This window comes from Planctomyces sp. SH-PL14, from assembly GCF_001610835.1.
Taxonomy (GTDB): domain Bacteria; phylum Planctomycetota; class Planctomycetia; order Planctomycetales; family Planctomycetaceae; genus Planctomyces_A.
In genome coordinates this window covers 5,133,089-5,148,852 of sequence record NZ_CP011270.1, presented here as the reverse complement: position 1 = coordinate 5,148,852, position 15,764 = coordinate 5,133,089, and the positions used below count along the sequence as shown (strand labels likewise).

The 15,764-nt window shown below is 63.7% G+C and carries 12 protein-coding genes and 1 pseudogene; 3 read left to right on the top strand and 10 right to left on the bottom strand.

The features are described 5' to 3' along the window. Nucleotides 1–98 precede the first annotated feature (98 nt). Both VT03_RS33665 and VT03_RS19665 read right to left on the bottom strand, forming a co-directional pair. Nucleotides 99–956 carry a hypothetical protein gene (locus VT03_RS33665; protein WP_197489014.1) on the bottom strand — a complete coding sequence of 286 codons (858 nt, stop codon included), beginning with the start codon at nucleotides 954–956 and terminating at the stop codon, nucleotides 99–101. A gap of 162 nt (nucleotides 957–1,118) precedes the next feature. Then, entirely contained in the window at nucleotides 1,119–2,006 is an 888-nt protein-coding gene (locus VT03_RS19665) for a hypothetical protein (protein WP_156514625.1), read from the bottom strand. A gap of 154 nt (nucleotides 2,007–2,160) precedes the next feature. On the opposite strand from VT03_RS19665, the gene VT03_RS19660 reads away from it, so the two are divergent. Next, nucleotides 2,161–2,382 carry a helix-turn-helix domain-containing protein gene (locus VT03_RS19660; protein WP_075094559.1) on the top strand — a complete coding sequence of 74 codons (222 nt, stop codon included), beginning with the start codon at nucleotides 2,161–2,163 and terminating at the stop codon, nucleotides 2,380–2,382. Between the two features lies 1 nt (nucleotide 2,383). Here VT03_RS19660 and VT03_RS19655 read toward each other — a convergent pair whose 3' ends face one another. From VT03_RS19655 to VT03_RS19620, 8 genes and pseudogenes are all read right to left on the bottom strand, one after another. Beyond that, entirely contained in the window at nucleotides 2,384–2,689 is a 306-nt protein-coding gene (locus VT03_RS19655) for a hypothetical protein (protein WP_075094558.1), read from the bottom strand. Nucleotides 2,690–2,710: 21 nt separating this feature from the next. Then, on the bottom strand, nucleotides 2,711–4,174 hold the full coding sequence (locus VT03_RS19650) for an AAA family ATPase (protein WP_075094557.1): 1,464 nt from the start codon (nucleotides 4,172–4,174) through the stop codon (nucleotides 2,711–2,713). Between the two features lie 99 nt (nucleotides 4,175–4,273). Next, a complete protein-coding gene (locus VT03_RS19645) occupies nucleotides 4,274–4,465 on the bottom strand; it encodes a DUF2997 domain-containing protein (protein ID WP_075094556.1) in 192 nt (63 codons plus the stop codon). Between the two features lie 8 nt (nucleotides 4,466–4,473). Then, nucleotides 4,474–4,836 (bottom strand): DUF1257 domain-containing protein, encoded by a 363-nt coding sequence (locus VT03_RS19640; RefSeq protein ID WP_075094555.1) that lies wholly within the window; start codon nucleotides 4,834–4,836, stop codon nucleotides 4,474–4,476. Nucleotides 4,837–5,078: 242 nt separating this feature from the next. Beyond that, a complete protein-coding gene (locus VT03_RS19635) occupies nucleotides 5,079–7,292 on the bottom strand; it encodes a recombinase family protein (RefSeq protein ID WP_075094554.1) in 2,214 nt (737 codons plus the stop codon). Between the two features lie 385 nt (nucleotides 7,293–7,677). Beyond that, nucleotides 7,678–8,718: a hypothetical protein gene (locus VT03_RS19630; protein ID WP_075094553.1), complete on the bottom strand. Its 1,041-nt coding sequence runs from the start codon at nucleotides 8,716–8,718 to the stop codon at nucleotides 7,678–7,680. Nucleotides 8,719–9,487: 769 nt separating this feature from the next. Further along, a pseudogene (locus VT03_RS19625) lies at nucleotides 9,488–10,852 on the bottom strand (DUF1552 domain-containing protein). Nucleotides 10,853–10,860: 8 nt separating this feature from the next. Beyond that, nucleotides 10,861–13,854, bottom strand: a complete 2,994-nt coding sequence (locus VT03_RS19620; RefSeq protein ID WP_197489011.1) for a DUF1592 domain-containing protein — start codon at nucleotides 13,852–13,854, stop codon at nucleotides 10,861–10,863. 388 nt (nucleotides 13,855–14,242) lie between these two features. Here VT03_RS19620 and VT03_RS34280 point away from each other — a divergent pair, with 388 nt between their 5' ends. Next, the gene (locus tag VT03_RS34280; protein ID WP_231870482.1) at nucleotides 14,243–14,473 is read left to right on the top strand and encodes a hypothetical protein; all 231 of its coding nucleotides are present in this window, start codon (nucleotides 14,243–14,245) and stop codon (nucleotides 14,471–14,473) included. Between the two features lie 74 nt (nucleotides 14,474–14,547). Continuing rightward, a complete protein-coding gene (locus tag VT03_RS19610) occupies nucleotides 14,548–15,762 on the top strand; it encodes a chromate transporter (RefSeq protein WP_075097197.1) in 1,215 nt (404 codons plus the stop codon). Nucleotides 15,763–15,764: the final 2 nt, after the last annotated feature.

The window sequence follows — 15,764 nt, the reverse complement described above, 5'->3', positions numbered from 1 at the left end:
AAAAGGCAGCCGCGATTCAGGGAATCACGACCGCCCAACAGCGATCCTGCAAAAATGAGTGATCAGAGACGAGTCGTCGCGATCGATCCGATAGACGACTAGCGAACTTCTCGGAGGCTCTCCCAGATGGGGCGCTGAATCTCTCGGAGAACCTCCACTTCGTCCGGCGGTCCCCAGACGCTCAATTGAATGAAGGCTTTCTCGGACTCCTGGTAGGACAAGATGAAGAGGGTTCGGACACCCTGATGGACGGTCTCGACCGTCTGCTGAAACGGCGGACGCCCCGGACGCATCGACGCCGTCGAATCCAGAACTGTCACTTGATCGAAGGCCTTCGAGAACGCTTCGAATTGTGCCAGTCCAAACTCGGCCGCATTGCGGACTTGAAGCTCCGTCCGCGGCTGCGAACGCAGTCCGACTCCAAACTTGCCTGATGGATCAGACCTGGAGACATCGACGGGCTGCGAGCGATTCGGCGACGACTCGATCCAAGTGACAGGAACGTCGACTTCGAACTTGTTGTCGCTCGTTTGAAGAACTGGCTTGCTGCCGGCGTTCGGCTGAACGACTGGCTCCGGATCCACGGCGGGCGGTCGTAGGTTCCGAGAGCTTCTTGCAGAATCTAAGGCAAACAGAACCATGAGCCAGATGACGAGGAAGAACAGCGTCCTGTCCGCCCATTTGTACGTTGGAAGAGAGGCGCCAGATCGCTCGAGCTGCCGGGATTTCCAGAGTGCGAACGCTCCTGTTGCAAGCCCAGTCAGGCCCAGGATCGTCATCGATGGTGCGAGCAGTTGATAGAAAGGACTCTCCTTCGGAACGAGCCATTGAGACGCCAGGTGGAGGTGGAAGGACAGGCCCAACTGAATCCAAGCCAGCTGGCCCCAGGGCCACGGCTTTTGAATCCAGTCCCACTCGCCTTCTGACGCCTCGTTCGGACGACTTACCTCTGTCATTTGAACCTCAGCGATACGAGGGTGATGGGTTAGTGAACGGATCTCGGGCGGATACCCCGAATACGATGAGCACCGGCGATTGCCCGTAGGGCCCATGTGCCTTGCTGGATCCTGATCAGGTCGGTTCCGCGACCTCCAGACGTGAGGGCGGGCGGATGGCGGTCAGGGGGGCGAGGCTGAAAGGTCACGGAGCTGCAGTTCGCCGCCCGGGTAATGGACCGATCTCAGGATCTCCGCCAGTTGGACTTCGTTCTGTTCGAAGACCGACGGGGGAGCCCAAGCCCGCAGTTGGATGAAGAGTGAGGGCCGGATGACGTAGGCGAGCAAGAACCGCATTCGTTCCCCGTCCTTAGTGGCGTCGACATACTCCTGCAACTCAGGATCTCCAGGGCGAGACGACATCGTCGCTTCGAGTAGCTCGACTTTGTCGAAGGCCCTGGAGAACCGACTCGAAACGAGCGTCGCATACTCCTGGGCGCTTTTTGCATCCAGATTGCGGCGATCCTCGACGAAGACCGCGACTCCCATTTGCTGCGTCGGGTCGATGGCGCCAAATGCGTTAGAGGCGAGCAGTTCACGCGGATAGTCCGTCCATTCCTCCGGCACCTTCATCGCGATGGCGCCGTTGGGAGAGGAGATGACTCGCAGTCTTCCGGACGGAGGGCCGGGATGGCCCTGTCGCGAGGCCGATGACGCCGCGCGGAACCCCGGGACGAGGACGGAGAGTGCCGTCAGCCCCAGGACCAGTCCCCAGACACCGCGATTGACCTGCGTCAGTCTCTTCAATCGCGTGAGCCGGTGTCCTGTGGAGCGAAGCCGCCAGGCCTTCCAGAGGGCGAAGATTCCAAGGCCCCCTCCCGTGAGAACGAGCAGTCCAGCGAATCCGACAATCGCATCGACTTCCCGACCCGTCAGATGGCGGGAGGCGTCATTGAGAAACGAGAGGGCCATGCTGAGGCCGAACAGCAGAATGGCGATCTGGCCCCACGGCCATCCGGTCGTGGGCAATGGAGGCGACGGCGAGCCGCCGGAGTTGAGTGGTAACGTCATGCAAAGACCTCGATTGAGGAGGATGGTGAAGGAAAAGCACGTATGGAGAAGGAGCCCGCGGCCATTGGACCGCCTTGATCCCGCAGAATGGCCGCTCACGGAATGATACTCATAGTCCGTGGAGCGATGCGCATAGTCAACATTGAATGCCGTGATGGCACGGCGAGCAGACATCCTGGAGCGGTTTGGACAGCGGGTCCGCACGCTCCGGAAGGAGCAGGGCTACAGCCAGGAAGCCTTTGCCGCCGCCTGCGAGCTCGACCGTACCTACGTCGGCGGCATCGAGCGCGGCGAGCGGAACGTAGCCCTGAGAAACATTGAAGCGATCGCCCGGACGCTGGGGATCAGTCTGGCCGAGCTCATGACCGGACTCTGAGTCAGTCGGGCAGGACCAGGACCGTCACGACCCGTCCGCCCGCGGCTGTTGCCATCGCTTCTGCCGAGGACAGCCGGGGCAGGAGCCGCGTAGAGACCGCCTGAGTCCCGGCGGCATTACAGCACAGGTAGCGCACGCGGGCTGCCTTGAGTCGGCTGCGGAGCCCTGTGACCTCCTCAGTCCGTAAGTCCGGTCGAAGTCCCTTCGGAACGTACGGCCGATATGCATCACCGCCGTGCGGGCTCAACTCTTCATCGAAGAACATCAGAGCCGCCCGGAGGACAGCCAGATCACGCGATGTGAGCAAGGCGAACTCCTGGGTTACGGATCAGTTCTGAGAAGGGGTGATCTTCCGCCGCGGCGGTTTCGAGAGGGATCCTGCGGAGTAGATCCCCGGCTGATCTGCCGAGAGGCAACGCCCGCTGGCCCAGTTCCGGAGCCGATCGACGGACTCGGCGGCGGTCACGGCGACCGGAACAACGTTCTGAGCCGCCTGGGCGAGCGGCAGATCGAGCAGGGCCGCCAAGCGGCAGCAGGCTCGGATCTCTGCTCCTGTCCAGTGCTCATCCGCCGGACGCTTCTGATCGGGATCGAGCCCGAACTGCTCGACGTAGAGCCGCCAGATCGCCTCCCGCTCACTTTGCCCCGGCAGATTGAGGAAGAAGATCCCGTCGAACCGTTCCGCCCGGGAGAACTCTGGAGGAAGCCGGGAGATGTCGTTGCAGGTGGCGACGAGGTACACGTCCGACATGTGGTCGTTCATCCAGGTCAGGAGGGATCCGAAGAGCCGGGAGGAGACTCCCGAGTCTCCGGACCCTGACACGCCGCTGAGCGCCTTCTCCACCTCGTCGATGAACAGGACGCAGGGCGCCATCGCATCGGCAATGCGAAGCGCCTGCCGGATGTTCTGCTCGGTCTGGCCGACGAGCGAGCCCATGAGGGCTCCGATGTCGAGACAAAGCGTGGGACGTCCCGTCTCCCGGCCGAGCGCCTTAGCGAAGGCGCTCTTGCCGGTCCCCGGGACGCCCAACAGGAGCACTCCCTTGGGCTTCGTCCGCCCGCGGGGATGCAGCAGAGACCGCCGGCAAAAGGCCTTGAGGGCGGCAAGTCCTCCCAGGCTGTCGAAGGAGTCTTCGCCGCGGTAGAGCGACATCAGGCCGCTTTTGCGGAGCGTCCGCGTCTTCAGCTCCCACACGGCATCCGGGGTAATTCGGCCCTGCCGGACCAGGGACAGGCTGAAGGCCCCCTCCGCTTCGTAGCGGGTCAGTCCCGAAGCGGCGTCGAGGAGGGTGCCCAACTCGCCGCCGCTCGGAAGGTCTCCCTGCTCCGTCCCGATCCCGCGGGCGATCTCGGCCAGTTGGTCTCGCCCTGGGAGCTCGTGCTCCAGGACGAGGAACAACTTCTCGAGTTCGACCGGGATGTTGACGACCGGCGCCAGGACGACGATGAACGTTCGATTCTGCTTCCCGGCCAAGATCTGCCGGGAGAGCGTCTGGACAATCTCAGCGGACTGAAGGAATCGGTGGAAGTTCTGCAGGACGAGAAGCGTCGTTCCCTCCGGTGGGGCGAGGGCTCCCAGCGACCGGATGGCCGAGAGCGGATCCGCCGCCGAAGCCGCTGCGGCTCCGGGACCGACAAGCCCCTGGTCGATGTCCCAGGTGGCGAGTTGCCAGCCTTCCTGGCGGCAGAGCTGCTGGATCTCCAGCAGAGCATCCTGATGTTCATGGGATTCGATCCACAGCCCGGTGAAGCAGGCGCGGACCGACTCCTGCAAACGCTCGGTGAGCGTCATCGGTGGTCTCCGTTGAGGGTGAGAATGTGGGAAGCGTGTCCGGGGAGAGGGCCCAAGGACGATTGAAGATGAGCGCCGAGAGACCTGCGGCAGGAGCCGTCAGGCCTTGGTCTCAGTGTGGTGTGACTGATATTGCGTGGCGTAGAAGTCCGGCGTGAGCCGCTCATCAGTCGTGCGACCGAGGGCTCGTTCGAGGAACTCACTCGCCTGGCGGCATGAGCTCCCTTCGAACCCCTTCGTCTCGACCTGCGTCTGGCCATTCGGAGTGACCGTGATCTCGATGGTCTTCATAGGGTTCTTCAGCCTCCGACCCGGACGGTGAGACGGATCGAGCCGTTCTCCAGGGCCTGTTCGGTGACACTGTGTCCCTGGCGACGGGCTTCGAGCTTCGCCTTCTCGACCGCGTAGCCCTGCAGGAAGCGGTCGAGCTCCGCGGGATCCCCCCAACGGCCCTCATAGTTGTCGTACTGGAGCTGGCCGGACTCAGTCTGGCAGACGACGGGGTACTGCCAGCGAGGGAGCCGCACTCCCAGGCCGCGGACGCGGCTGGAGAAAAGCTGGTGCTCCCCTGAGACAGGCTGAGGGAGGGCGAGCCGGTTGCAGGCGTTGGAGACCGCGATGGGATCGCGGACCTCCGTCTGGATGTGGACGATGTGGGACATTCCGTGTGGGGCCTTTCGATGTTGGGAAGGAAGTGAAATTCGCAAACAAGAAGAGGGACGATTCGGGGTGAACACCGTTAGTGACGCAAAAGCGATTGGGATTTAGCCAACTGCCACGAGCGCAAAAAGAAGTGCCGTCGGAACTGAGTTCTGACGGCACTGCGGAGTTCGGTTCGACGGAAAGGACTGTGTGGATCGCGATCTACCTCGATCGGCGTTGTCGAAGGCGAGGCGTCGGCGAACTACGTATTCTCCGCTGCCCCGTCCGTGGGAAGCCGCCGAACCTTTTTGGTGAGCTGCTTCCGCCGAGTCCTCCCGTCCGGAACTGCCAGACCGCGGGTCCGATGCCAGTTGGCGATGGCCTTATGGACAGTGGCATCGCTGCATCCGAGTTCCGTGGCAATCTCCTCGATCAGGTGGCCCTCGCGAAAGAGCTCCATGACGCGCGGTTCGAGACGGTCAGCCAGCTTTGGAGGTGCGGCGCGCCTCGACCTCGCCAGCGCGTGCAACTGCTTCACGCTCAAGCCTAGCCGATTTGTTGCGGCCAGCTCCTGGAGGATGACGGTCACGCGACTCCGCGACACCCCCAGTTCGAGGGCGATGTCCTTAGCGGCCTTTCCCTCATGGAGGAGCCTCCAGGCAACTTGAGCTTGAGTCCTTCTCAGCGAAGGTCTCTCGACATCAATCTTCAGGGGCAGGGCCTCTTTATCTGTCGGTCGCGGCACTTCGGAGCGGAGAAGTCCCGTCGCGAAGAGCACGTGGTCCACGGTCAAAGGAATCGCCAGCTGAAACGCCTTCCGCATACGACGCGGCGCCGGGATGGTGGAGACGAGGATCGGTCCACCCAGCAAGTCCGCCAAGGCGACTGCAGCCGCCGGAGTCTGAGACCGGATGACGGAATCAAGCTTGCCAAGCTCCCTTACGATGTCCTCTCGCCCCCGCTCATCCGGGGCCTTCGTCAGGCGATCCGATGCATTGGCCAGATCGTCTTCGAGCTGCTGCTTCTCCTGCAGACGTTCCTCAAGCCGCTTGTCGACCGACGGAATGGCAACCTTACTCCGCTCGATCTTATTCAGCAGGTTCTCAATGCCGCTCTCGCACTCACGCAGACGCCTGCGCAGGGTGTCGATGTCGTTCGGCAGGCCTTTCCACTCGGTGCGCCAATGCTCGATGGTCCTAGTGACAATGAGGTTGGTCCACTCGTCGTCACGCAGAATCCGATCACTCACGAGCTGCAGAATCTTCTGTTCTGCCAGATCGCGCGGGAGCTGACTCCGCTGGTCACAGAGCCCATCGCGGTATCCGCGGCAACGGAGGTACCTCGCCTTGGGACCGGTGACGTGCATGGGCGACCCGCAGGCCGAACAGTGCAAGAGGCCCTGCAGCAGATGCCGCGGCACTCCGTTCGGGCCGGCAGCGCCACCCAGCTTGCCATCAGGGCGGCGGTATGCGGCGACCCGGTTGGCATTGGCCTTCAGCTTCAAATGGGCCAAGTGGAAGGTTTCATCGTCGATGATCCGCAGCTCCGGGAACTGACGGTTCCACTTCAGGATCTCTTCGTCCGTGCGCAACTGCCGAAACTTGATTCCGGTGAGGGGACTCCGACAGTTCTTCCGGCGGCCCCAGGTCCAGAGTCCAATGTACTTCGTCGACTCGAGGAGCCGACGGACCGACGAGTGATCCCAATGCGTGTTGGTGGCCCGGTGGTCGCGGGGAACCTGAAGCTCATTCAACTCACGGACGATCCACTGGATATCACGGTTCTCGCGGACAAACCAGTCGAAGATCCGCTTCACCCAGTTGGCATTTTCGGGGTGAATGGCATACCGACGTTTGGGCACTTCAATGCCCCCAGCCTTCCGAGACGCACCGTTCGGATCCGGATGCGATTCGAATCCGAAGCAATAGTCTCCGAGGCTGTAGAAGGACGCCAAATTACCCAGCAATCCGCGCCGGACGTTCTCCTGGATCTCCTTTCGGGTTTGCTCTGCAAACATGGCCTGGATCGCCGACTGCAGTTCCCAGTTGGAGACATCCGTGTCGATCCCCTCAACCTTGGAACGGACCCGAACACCGCACTCGTAAACCAACCACTTGAGCAGCGACATCGTGAAGACGTACTCGCGAGCGAGCCGGCTCAGAGAGAAGACGTACAACTCGCTGAACTCTCCATCGGCCGCAGCTTCGAGCATCTGGTACAGCCCCTCGCGGTTGTGCTCCGCTCCGGAGATGCCCTTGTCGGCGAACTGCAGCTCGGGCTTGATCGCCACTCCGGCGAGACCGCACGTCTCGCGGTTCTGGTCCTCGATGCTCGCCTCATTCTGCAGACGCCTGCTCGAGTACCGGGCGTACGAGGCTTTCTCATGCTCCTGCCTGCGCTTCCTGCGGCGCGCCGGATTCGATCTGAGGAGCTCATCGAGCTTCCTCAGGGTGTTGTCTTTCAGCGAATGATTCATGTTTTCTGCTTCTGATTGGTGGGACATCGTCCCCGGGGGAGAAGGTGGGTCGGCGACTGTCGCCGCCCCACCAAAGACTTCCGTGGCGACGCCTAGAAAACAGCAGGGGATGTCGGACCGACATCCGCCCTTGTCACGGGCCGTTCTGGCAGGACATCGGTGAGACGTCAGCTCATGACGCGCTCTCGCGAGAAGCGCCCGCCAAAGCCGGCCAGACCTGCCGCATGTCATTAAGCCTGTCGGACAGGGGGCTCGACAGTTGGAAAAGCGCGCCGCTGCCAATCGCCGGGAGTTGCCCGGGCTCTTTCAGAAAGCAGAATGCCGGAGAAGCCGCGCGGCGATGGCCACGTTGATCGAAATCAAGCGGAAGAGTGGGATGGCTCCCTCATCCCCCGGCGTTCCAATCCAGGGATCGCCCGCGCGGGGACTCAAAAGCTCCCCCCAGCCGACGCCGAATCTGGCTGAGATCCCCTTCGAGCGTCGACCGGTCGATCTCCAGCCACTGGGCGAATGCGTCACGAACCTTCGATCCTGTTCGATTGAGTGATGTTCCATGCCGCTCGTAGAGGACACCCCAGTAGTGCTGGAGACCGTAGATCCGAGCCCACCGTGCGATCGACTTCTTACCCAGAGTGTTTGACTCGACGAGGTTGATCCACTCGCGGAGATGTTCGGCCGACCGAGCGGTGAACCGAATGGCTGCCTCCTCACGTTCTCGAAGCTCATCACGCGGCGGGAGCCGGGCGATATCCGGCGTAAACGCGATCCGGCCGACCTCTTGTGCACGGGCGGCATCCAGGGAGGGAAGCGGCGAGACCTCCTGACGCCCCAGCGGCATGACGCTCCTCGGGCCGACGACGTGATTCAGTCTCCAGCGCAGGCAAAAGTCCTCCAGGAGACTGAGATCCATCGTTTCGCGTCGAATCCCTCGCAGTTCGGTTTCCGAGTTCGTCGGGCCGGCAGGAAGCAGGATCTCTCCTTCGGGCCGGAGAAGCTGCGGCATCGCCGTCTGTAGAGCCTGGAACTCGGAGCGAAATGCCGGGTTGGTAAAGAGCCAACCGCAGTAGCCCCTCGCGGTCTCACGTTCGAAGTCGAGCCGGCTTTGGGCCTCTTTCAATAGCGTGGCTCTTTCGGCATCGTGGAGCCTCCACTCCTCCATCATCCGACGAGCGAGTCCCTGATCCTGGAGCTTCGGCGGCGGCACCAGAACCCGGTCGAAGACCAGGCTTCCATTTCGAAAGCCAACGGCTCCGAGTTGCTCGGCCAGCTTGCCAAGCTCGACTTCTTCGGCCCAGAGCGACGCACCGAATCGCTTCGTCACCCCTTCGGCCTCAAGCAGGCTCAGCAGTCGGGGAGGCAGCACGTAGTACCACGTCTTCGCCAGACATGGACGTTCGGCCAGCTTCTCAAGTTCAAATACGATCACTGAGACACTCCCTCCTTCTCCCGGCCCGGCTCCGCCGGTGCACCTGACTTCCAACACTGGCGACGTCGTTCGCCATCACCGCTGAACGCTTCGGGAATCGCCGGACTCGGTCCCTTCACTTCGGGGAACTGGTGAAGCCGGTTGCCCGTCAGGCGGAGATCGATCAGGTTCGCCCTCGCCCTGAATTGTTCGCCACCGCGCCGCAATCGCCAAGGCGATGACCTCGGCAATCCGAATCTGGGCGGGAGTCAGCCGGCTCTCTGCTCCGTGCACCTCATTCATGCATCGCTCCTCTGAAGACTGAGGATTGCCGGTCGCGAAGTGCTAGGCGGGTCCTCTAGAGATAGTGACGCATTTCTGACGGGGATTTAGCTGGGTGAGATCGTTGTGACGCCCGCGAGCCCGAACGGAGGAGGGAATCATCGGGCCGATGACAAGCTTTGAACGTGGCAGGCCTCCAGGGGGCCCAATTCTGCTCGGCAGTGCCGAGTTGCCTGTGATGCCGTCGCAACCCGTCTACAGATCAGCTGTTGCGGCAGTTCACTCGTTCGTTTGTTACCGGCGTGTACGAGGGTTCGAGTCAACCGGGAACAATCGGCCGAGTAAATTCCCGGCTCGCTTTTTCAGCCTCGATCCTCGACGCTGAATCGAGATGCTCCCCATTTGTTACGGCAGAGAGACAGAGACGAGCGCCTAGATGTGCGTCAATACTGCGACGTTCGAGAGCCCCATGCTTCGGGGCATCCAAACCGGCGACCGGCCCGGACAGTTATAGCCCCGCGAGGCGTGTGTCGGCGTCGCCGAACATCTCTTGATTCACTCCCATCCGGTCTAGGATCCCAAGGTACAGGCTGCAGAGCTTCCGGTCGGCGTCGTCCTTGCCGACGTAGTCGAGGACCCGGCCGGTCTCGAGAGTTCCACCGAGAGCCCCAGCCAGCAGCAGCGGAACCTTGCTCGAGTCGTGGGCGCTCCCCGACCACATGCTGCTCGTGAACAGGAGGCAGGAGTTGTCGAGGACCGTTCGGTCCCCTTCGGCCATGCCGGCGAGCCGCTCCGCCAGGTAGGCGTACTGGCCGACGTAGTAGTGCGTGATCTTGTGGTACCCGTCGGAGCGGTCATGGTGCGAGGCCCCGTGGTGGGCGTCCCGCACGCCGAGGAACGGGTAGAACAGCCCCGAAATGTCACGGCACATCAGCAGCGTGGCGACCCGGGTTTTGTCGGTCTGGAATCCAATGGCAATGATGTCGCACATCAGCCGCATGTGCTCGCGGATGTCTTCCGGCAGACCGTCGTCAGGCCGCTTCATCGTCGGAGCCGGGGTGCTCCTGTTCCACGCCCGCTCGTCCGCCGTCGCCTTGTGGGCCCGGGCGGCCTGAGCCCGCTTCTCGACCTCACGCACACTCGTCAGGTATTCGTCGAGCCGACCCCGGTCGGCGGTGCTGATCCGGCGGTCGAGCGAGGCGGCCTCTTCGCGGACCCGGTCGAGGACGCTCTCATTCCGGCGGTTGCCTCGGTTGTCGAACAGGCTGTCAAACGCCAGTGACGGGTAGGCCTCCATCGGGACCGGCGAGGTCGCGTTCTGCCAGCTGATGTGCGAGCTGTAGGCCATCGAGAAGTTCGTCTCGTGGTAGCCGGTCACCGGCTGCTCGCACCCCAGGACGAGGCTCGGCTGTTCGGTCTCGTTCCGGAAATGCTCGGCGAGGACCTGGTCCATACTGATGCCGCCCCGGAGCTACGCCCCCCGCTGGAGCGCGACGCCGGAGAGGATGTTGCCGGTCTGTCCGGGATGGATCCCGACCCCGGTGGCGGACTTGTTGAACAGTCCGCTGACCACGTTGAGTTTCGATTTCAGTTTCGCGAGCGGCTCAAGGCTCTCGCTCAACTCCATCTCTTCGCCGGCTCCCTTGGCCCACCAGCGGTCGGGGTTCACTCCGCACCCCATGAACAGGGCAGCGAAGCGTTGAGGGAATGCGGCCGCCACTTCACCGCCGGCTGCGGCGGCTACGGCGGCTACGGCGGGAGCGTCCCCCCAGACCGGGACCGATTCGAGCCACGGCAGCGCCATCGAGACGCCGACGCCGTGGAGGAACATACGGCGGGAGACGCCCGGCTTCTGGCCTGCGGAGGAGTTCATGGCAACCTCTACTGGGAACTGAGAGCGGGATCGGCCGGGGCGCGGCGGTGGCGGAACTGAGGGCTAGCCACGATTGTCTGCACGATCGCGGAGAAGCGGAAGTCGTGTTTCTGGAGGTTCTCCCGCATCTCGCGGAGGAGCTTTTCATCGGAGAGCTGCAGCGAGCGGCCGAGGGCGTAGGTCAGGAGCTTGCGATTGACGTTCTCCACGAAGTCCTGCTGTCGGCGGTCGCGGATGTACTGCGTGAGGCCGGCGAGGCCGTTGCCATCGCCGCCGTCGGGGAACAGGGCGTGGGCGTCGACCGGGCGGCCCCCGAGGTCGACCGACCGCCGTTCGCCGACCGGGCCGTACCCTTCGAACACGAGCCCCAGCGAATCGAACCGCTGGTGGCAGCTCGCGCAACTGGCGATCTCGCGATGCTGCGCGAGGGCTTCGCGGAGCGACCGCTCCGCCTTCGATTCGTCGGCAGGGAGTTCGGGGACGTCCGGCGGCGGAGCCGGGATATGTTCGCCGAGAAGCCGTTTGGCGACCCAGTAGCCCCGCTTGACCGGACTCGTCCGGAGGCCGGGAGCGTTCTTCGTCAGGAACACCGACATCGGGAGCAGCCCCCCGCGGCCGTACTCTCCGGCGTGATCAACCCGGACCCAGCTGTCGTCCGCGGCACCATCAGGAAACGGCATCCCGTAGTGCTTCGCGAGCGGCTTGTTGACGAAGGTGTGGTCGCCGTAGAGAGCGTCGAGGATCGAGCCGTCCTGGGTCGCGAGGTCGGTGAAGAACCGGACCGGCTCTTCAAACATCGCCTGCCGCAGATCGTTGTCGAAGGTCGGGAACCGGCCGCGATCGACGGCGTTGTGCTCCTCGAAGCGGCGGAAGTCGAGCCAGTTCCCGGCGAACTCGACCGCCATACCCCGGACCTTGGGACTCTTGAGCATCCGGTCGACCTGAGCCGCGAGGATCTCCGGCTGGTGCAGCTCGCCCGCGGCGGCCGGCGCGAGAAGCTCTTCGTCGGGCATGCTCGCCCACAGGAAGTAGCTCAGTCGGTTCGCGAGTTCGAAGTCGTCGAGCGGGACGCTCTTGTCGGCCGTGGTCTTCTCGAGCGAAGAGTCGGACGAGCCGAGGCGGAACAGGAAGTTGGGAGACATCAGGAGGCTGACGAGACCATCCCGGATCGCGTCCTCGTGCCGCAGGCCTTCCTTGTCCCGGAGAGTCCGGTAGAACGCCGCAACGCTCTCCCGTTCGGCCGCCGCGAGGGGGCGGCGGTAGGCTTTTTCCGCGAACGCCACGAGAGCCGCGACGTGTTTCGGCTCCGACCCGATGCGAACCGCCTCGATCCCGCGGATCTTCCGGTTCATCGCGTCGAAATAATCGGTGATCGCGGTCCGGGCGGTCTCCTTCGCCCCGGCCTCGACCGCCTTGGCAAGGTAAACCGTCTCCAGGTCGCGGATCCGCTTCTCGGTCACGGAGTCCTTGTCCTCGGAACGGAACGAGTCGAACACTTCATCGCGGATGAAGCCCGACTCCGCTCGTTCATACCAGATAAAGGCCCGGTACTGCCGCTGCTGCGTGTCGGCGATCAGGTCGAACTCGTGCCAGAGCCGGTCGAGCTCCCGGTTCTGTGCATCGTCGAGGAGCAGCCGGCAGAGCGGCCCGTCATCGCGGAAGTAGCCCTGCTGGTTGTGGAAGCCGGCGCTCAGCAGCCGTCCGCGGCTCTCTTCGTTCTGAAAGACGCGGCCGCGTTCGGAGATGTAGAACGCGGCGGGGAAGACTTCGCAGAACCTCTCGAAGGTGGCTTCGTACTTCGGCTCGTCTTCCTCGCTGCTCGGGACCTCCATCGCCTTCGCGGCGGCGGAGCCTTCCGGCAGACTCGACTTCTCCAGCTTCAGGGCGCTCCCCGGGGCGTACCGCGTGTGGTTCGCCGCCATCCGCTCGTTCTTCCAGAGCACGAGGGGCTGCGAGCCGTTCTGCATCTTCGGCGACTTGAGGTTCTCGACCTTCTCGACCAGCTTCGGCCGGAGGTCCGTGATGAACGATCGCATCTGGTCGCACACGCTCTTGGCGGCGGCGGGATCGGCATCGTCGGGGATCCCGTTCCAGAGGGCCTGCAGGGCGGCGATCGGTCCGACCGGTTCCGCCGGCTCGCTCAACACACCCCAGACCGTCGCCAGGTACTTCGCACTAATGCGGGCCTCGGCCGCGAGACCGTCGAGCGTCGCCTCCGGCTGGCCGCGGCGAACCCGAGTCTTGTACTTCCACGCCGCGAGAAAATAGTCGGCGAAGTCGGTCGGCTGCCGCCGGTAGAAGGCGACGATCCGGTTCACCGAAAACTTGTCCCGGTCGGTCTCGGCGATCACCGGATGCGGCGAGAAGACGAACCCGTCCGCCGTCAGGGCCAGATGGTCCGCCACTTTGCGGGCGGCGTCGAGATACTTCTTGACGAGCGCCGGCGAGGTGCTGAGGGACTCCGCCGAGTTGTCGAACCCGGCCTCGTTGGCAGGATCGACAGGGAAGTCTTTGGTGGGAGCGAGATCAACGCCGGTCAGATCCCGGATCGTGTAGTTGTACTCGGCATTGCTGAGCCTCCGGACTGGGACCGGGCCGGGATCGCCGGCCGTCCTCTCCCCAACGTCCGCGCGGGCCGCCTCGATCCAGGCCATGACCTCCCGGCGATGGTCCTGGGGCGGCTGTTTCTTGGCGTCCTCCGGGGGCATGTCCCCGGCGCGAAGCCGGTCCAGCACCAGTTCCCACCGCTTGTGATCCTCGGCGACCGAGTCTGCCGAACCGAGCGGAGTCAGGTCGAGCTCCCCCTGGGGTTTCGTGGAGCCGTGGCACGACCGACAGTAGGTGTCGAGGAAAGGCTTCACCCGCTGCTCGAAGGTCCGCTCCAGCGGGCCGATGTTCGGTTCGCCCCCTGCCGGCTCGGCCGCCGGAAGCGAACCGCACCAGGCGAGCAGGCCTCCGACGAGCGGAAGCACAAAGCGGAATCGCGAGACCAGCAACATCATTCCGGGCGACATCCGATCGAAGCAGTTTTCAGAACAGGGGGGTGACCAGACGGGCAACACATCTACCCTACCTGATCGCATTAACAACGTCTTGTCTGATGCCCCTGTCGCCGGAAATCCCGGGAGCACGTCGAAATGCCAAATCGATCAATGGGGCGTTCGCTGGACGGTGGTCCGGAACTGTTCCGCAACCGGGTCCTTGGGTAACTTGGTGGGGCCAGAGGGAAAATCGCCTCCGACATCGAGCGACACCGCAAGCAATCGTCCCTAGCGGGCGGGCAGGCATCGGCAGTCTCGATGGCCAAAAAACTGGGCGTGCGGCGTCTGGCGATCCCCACCGCCGGCAACGCCGGGGGCGAGATGGCAGCCTATGCCGGCCCGGGCCGGCATGGAGGTCTACGTCTTTATGCCCAGCGACACACCGCGCATCAACAAGTTTGAAGCGGTCATGGCCGGAGCCAAAGTGGCCCTCGTCGATGGGCTGATTACGGGCTGCCGGCGAATTGTCAGTGCCGGCAAGGAAGCCATGAGCTGGTTCGACCTCTCCGCCCTGAGGGAGTCCACTGGTGCTCCTGCAATTGTTGTGTGCCCGCGGGAACATGGAACGTTCCCTCGATGACACCTCTTGTGGGCCAACGCGCGGGAGCCTATTCTCGTCGGCATGTAACCATGGTTACTCCTCCCGGTGGCGACATGGCTTCTCCCGAACTCCCCACTGCCACCTCGGTCTCCACGTACTCGATTGGTCAGTTGACGTCGTATTTCCTGCGTCTCGGCACCTTCGGATTTGGAGGCCCGGTGGCCCTGGTCGGCTACATGCACAGCGACCTGGTCGAAACCCGCCGCTGGATCAGCGAAGCGGAATACAAAGAGGGACTGACCCTCGCCCAGTTGATGCCAGGACCTCTCGCCGCCCAGTTGGCCATCTACCTCGGCTACGTTCATTACGGCGTCCTGGGAGCGACCGCTGCCGGCCTGGCCTTTGTGTTTCCCTCCTTCCTGATGGTCCTGGGGCTGGGCTGGGCCTATGCCGAGTTCGGCGGGATCGGCTGGATGCAGGCGGTGTTCTACGGCGTCGGTGCAACCGTGATCGGCATCATCGCGCTCAGCGCGTGGAAGCTGACGCAGAAGACCGTCGGTCGAAGCCCGCTCCTCTGGGGGATCTACGCGGCGAGCGCTGCCACGACGATCGTCACGGAGAGTGAGCCGATTCTGCTGTTTCTGGGCGCGGGAGTCCTGGTCTGGGGTGTTCGGGCGGCGCAGCAGCGGCGGGCTGCCGCGATTTCGCTTCCGGCCATCGCCTTGCCGACCGTGCTGCAGACTCCGCTCGTCGAATTGCTGACGCAGATCGCCCTGTTCTTCACCAAGGCCGGGGCGTTCGTGTTCGGCAGCGGGATCGCGATCGTCCCGTTCCTGTATAGCGGCGTCGTGAAGGAGTATGGCTGGCTCAACGATCAGGAGTTCCTCGATGCCGTCGCCGTCGCGATGATCACGCCGGGGCCCGTCGTCATCACGGTCGGCTTCATCGGTTATCTGGTCACCGGCCGCGGCGCCGACTTCTGGACCGGAACCGCCGGCGCGACGGTGGCCGCCCTGGCGACGTTCCTCCCCTGCTACCTCTTCACGGTCATTCCAGCTCCGTACTTCAAGAAGCACGGCAAACGGCCCGGAATCGTGGCCTTCGTCGATGGCGTGACGGCCGCTGCCGTCGGAGCGATCGCGGGAGCCTGCCTTGTCCTGGGGCGACGCACCGTTTTCGGCGACGGTTGGACGCCTGACTGGATCAAGGTGGCCCTGCTGGTCCTCACCGTCACGCTGCTGATGCGCTTCAGGAAGCTCCCGGAACCGTTCGTCGTCCTCGGTGCGGCCGTTGCCGGCCTGTTGATTTATCCCCTGGTCCACGGCTGAGG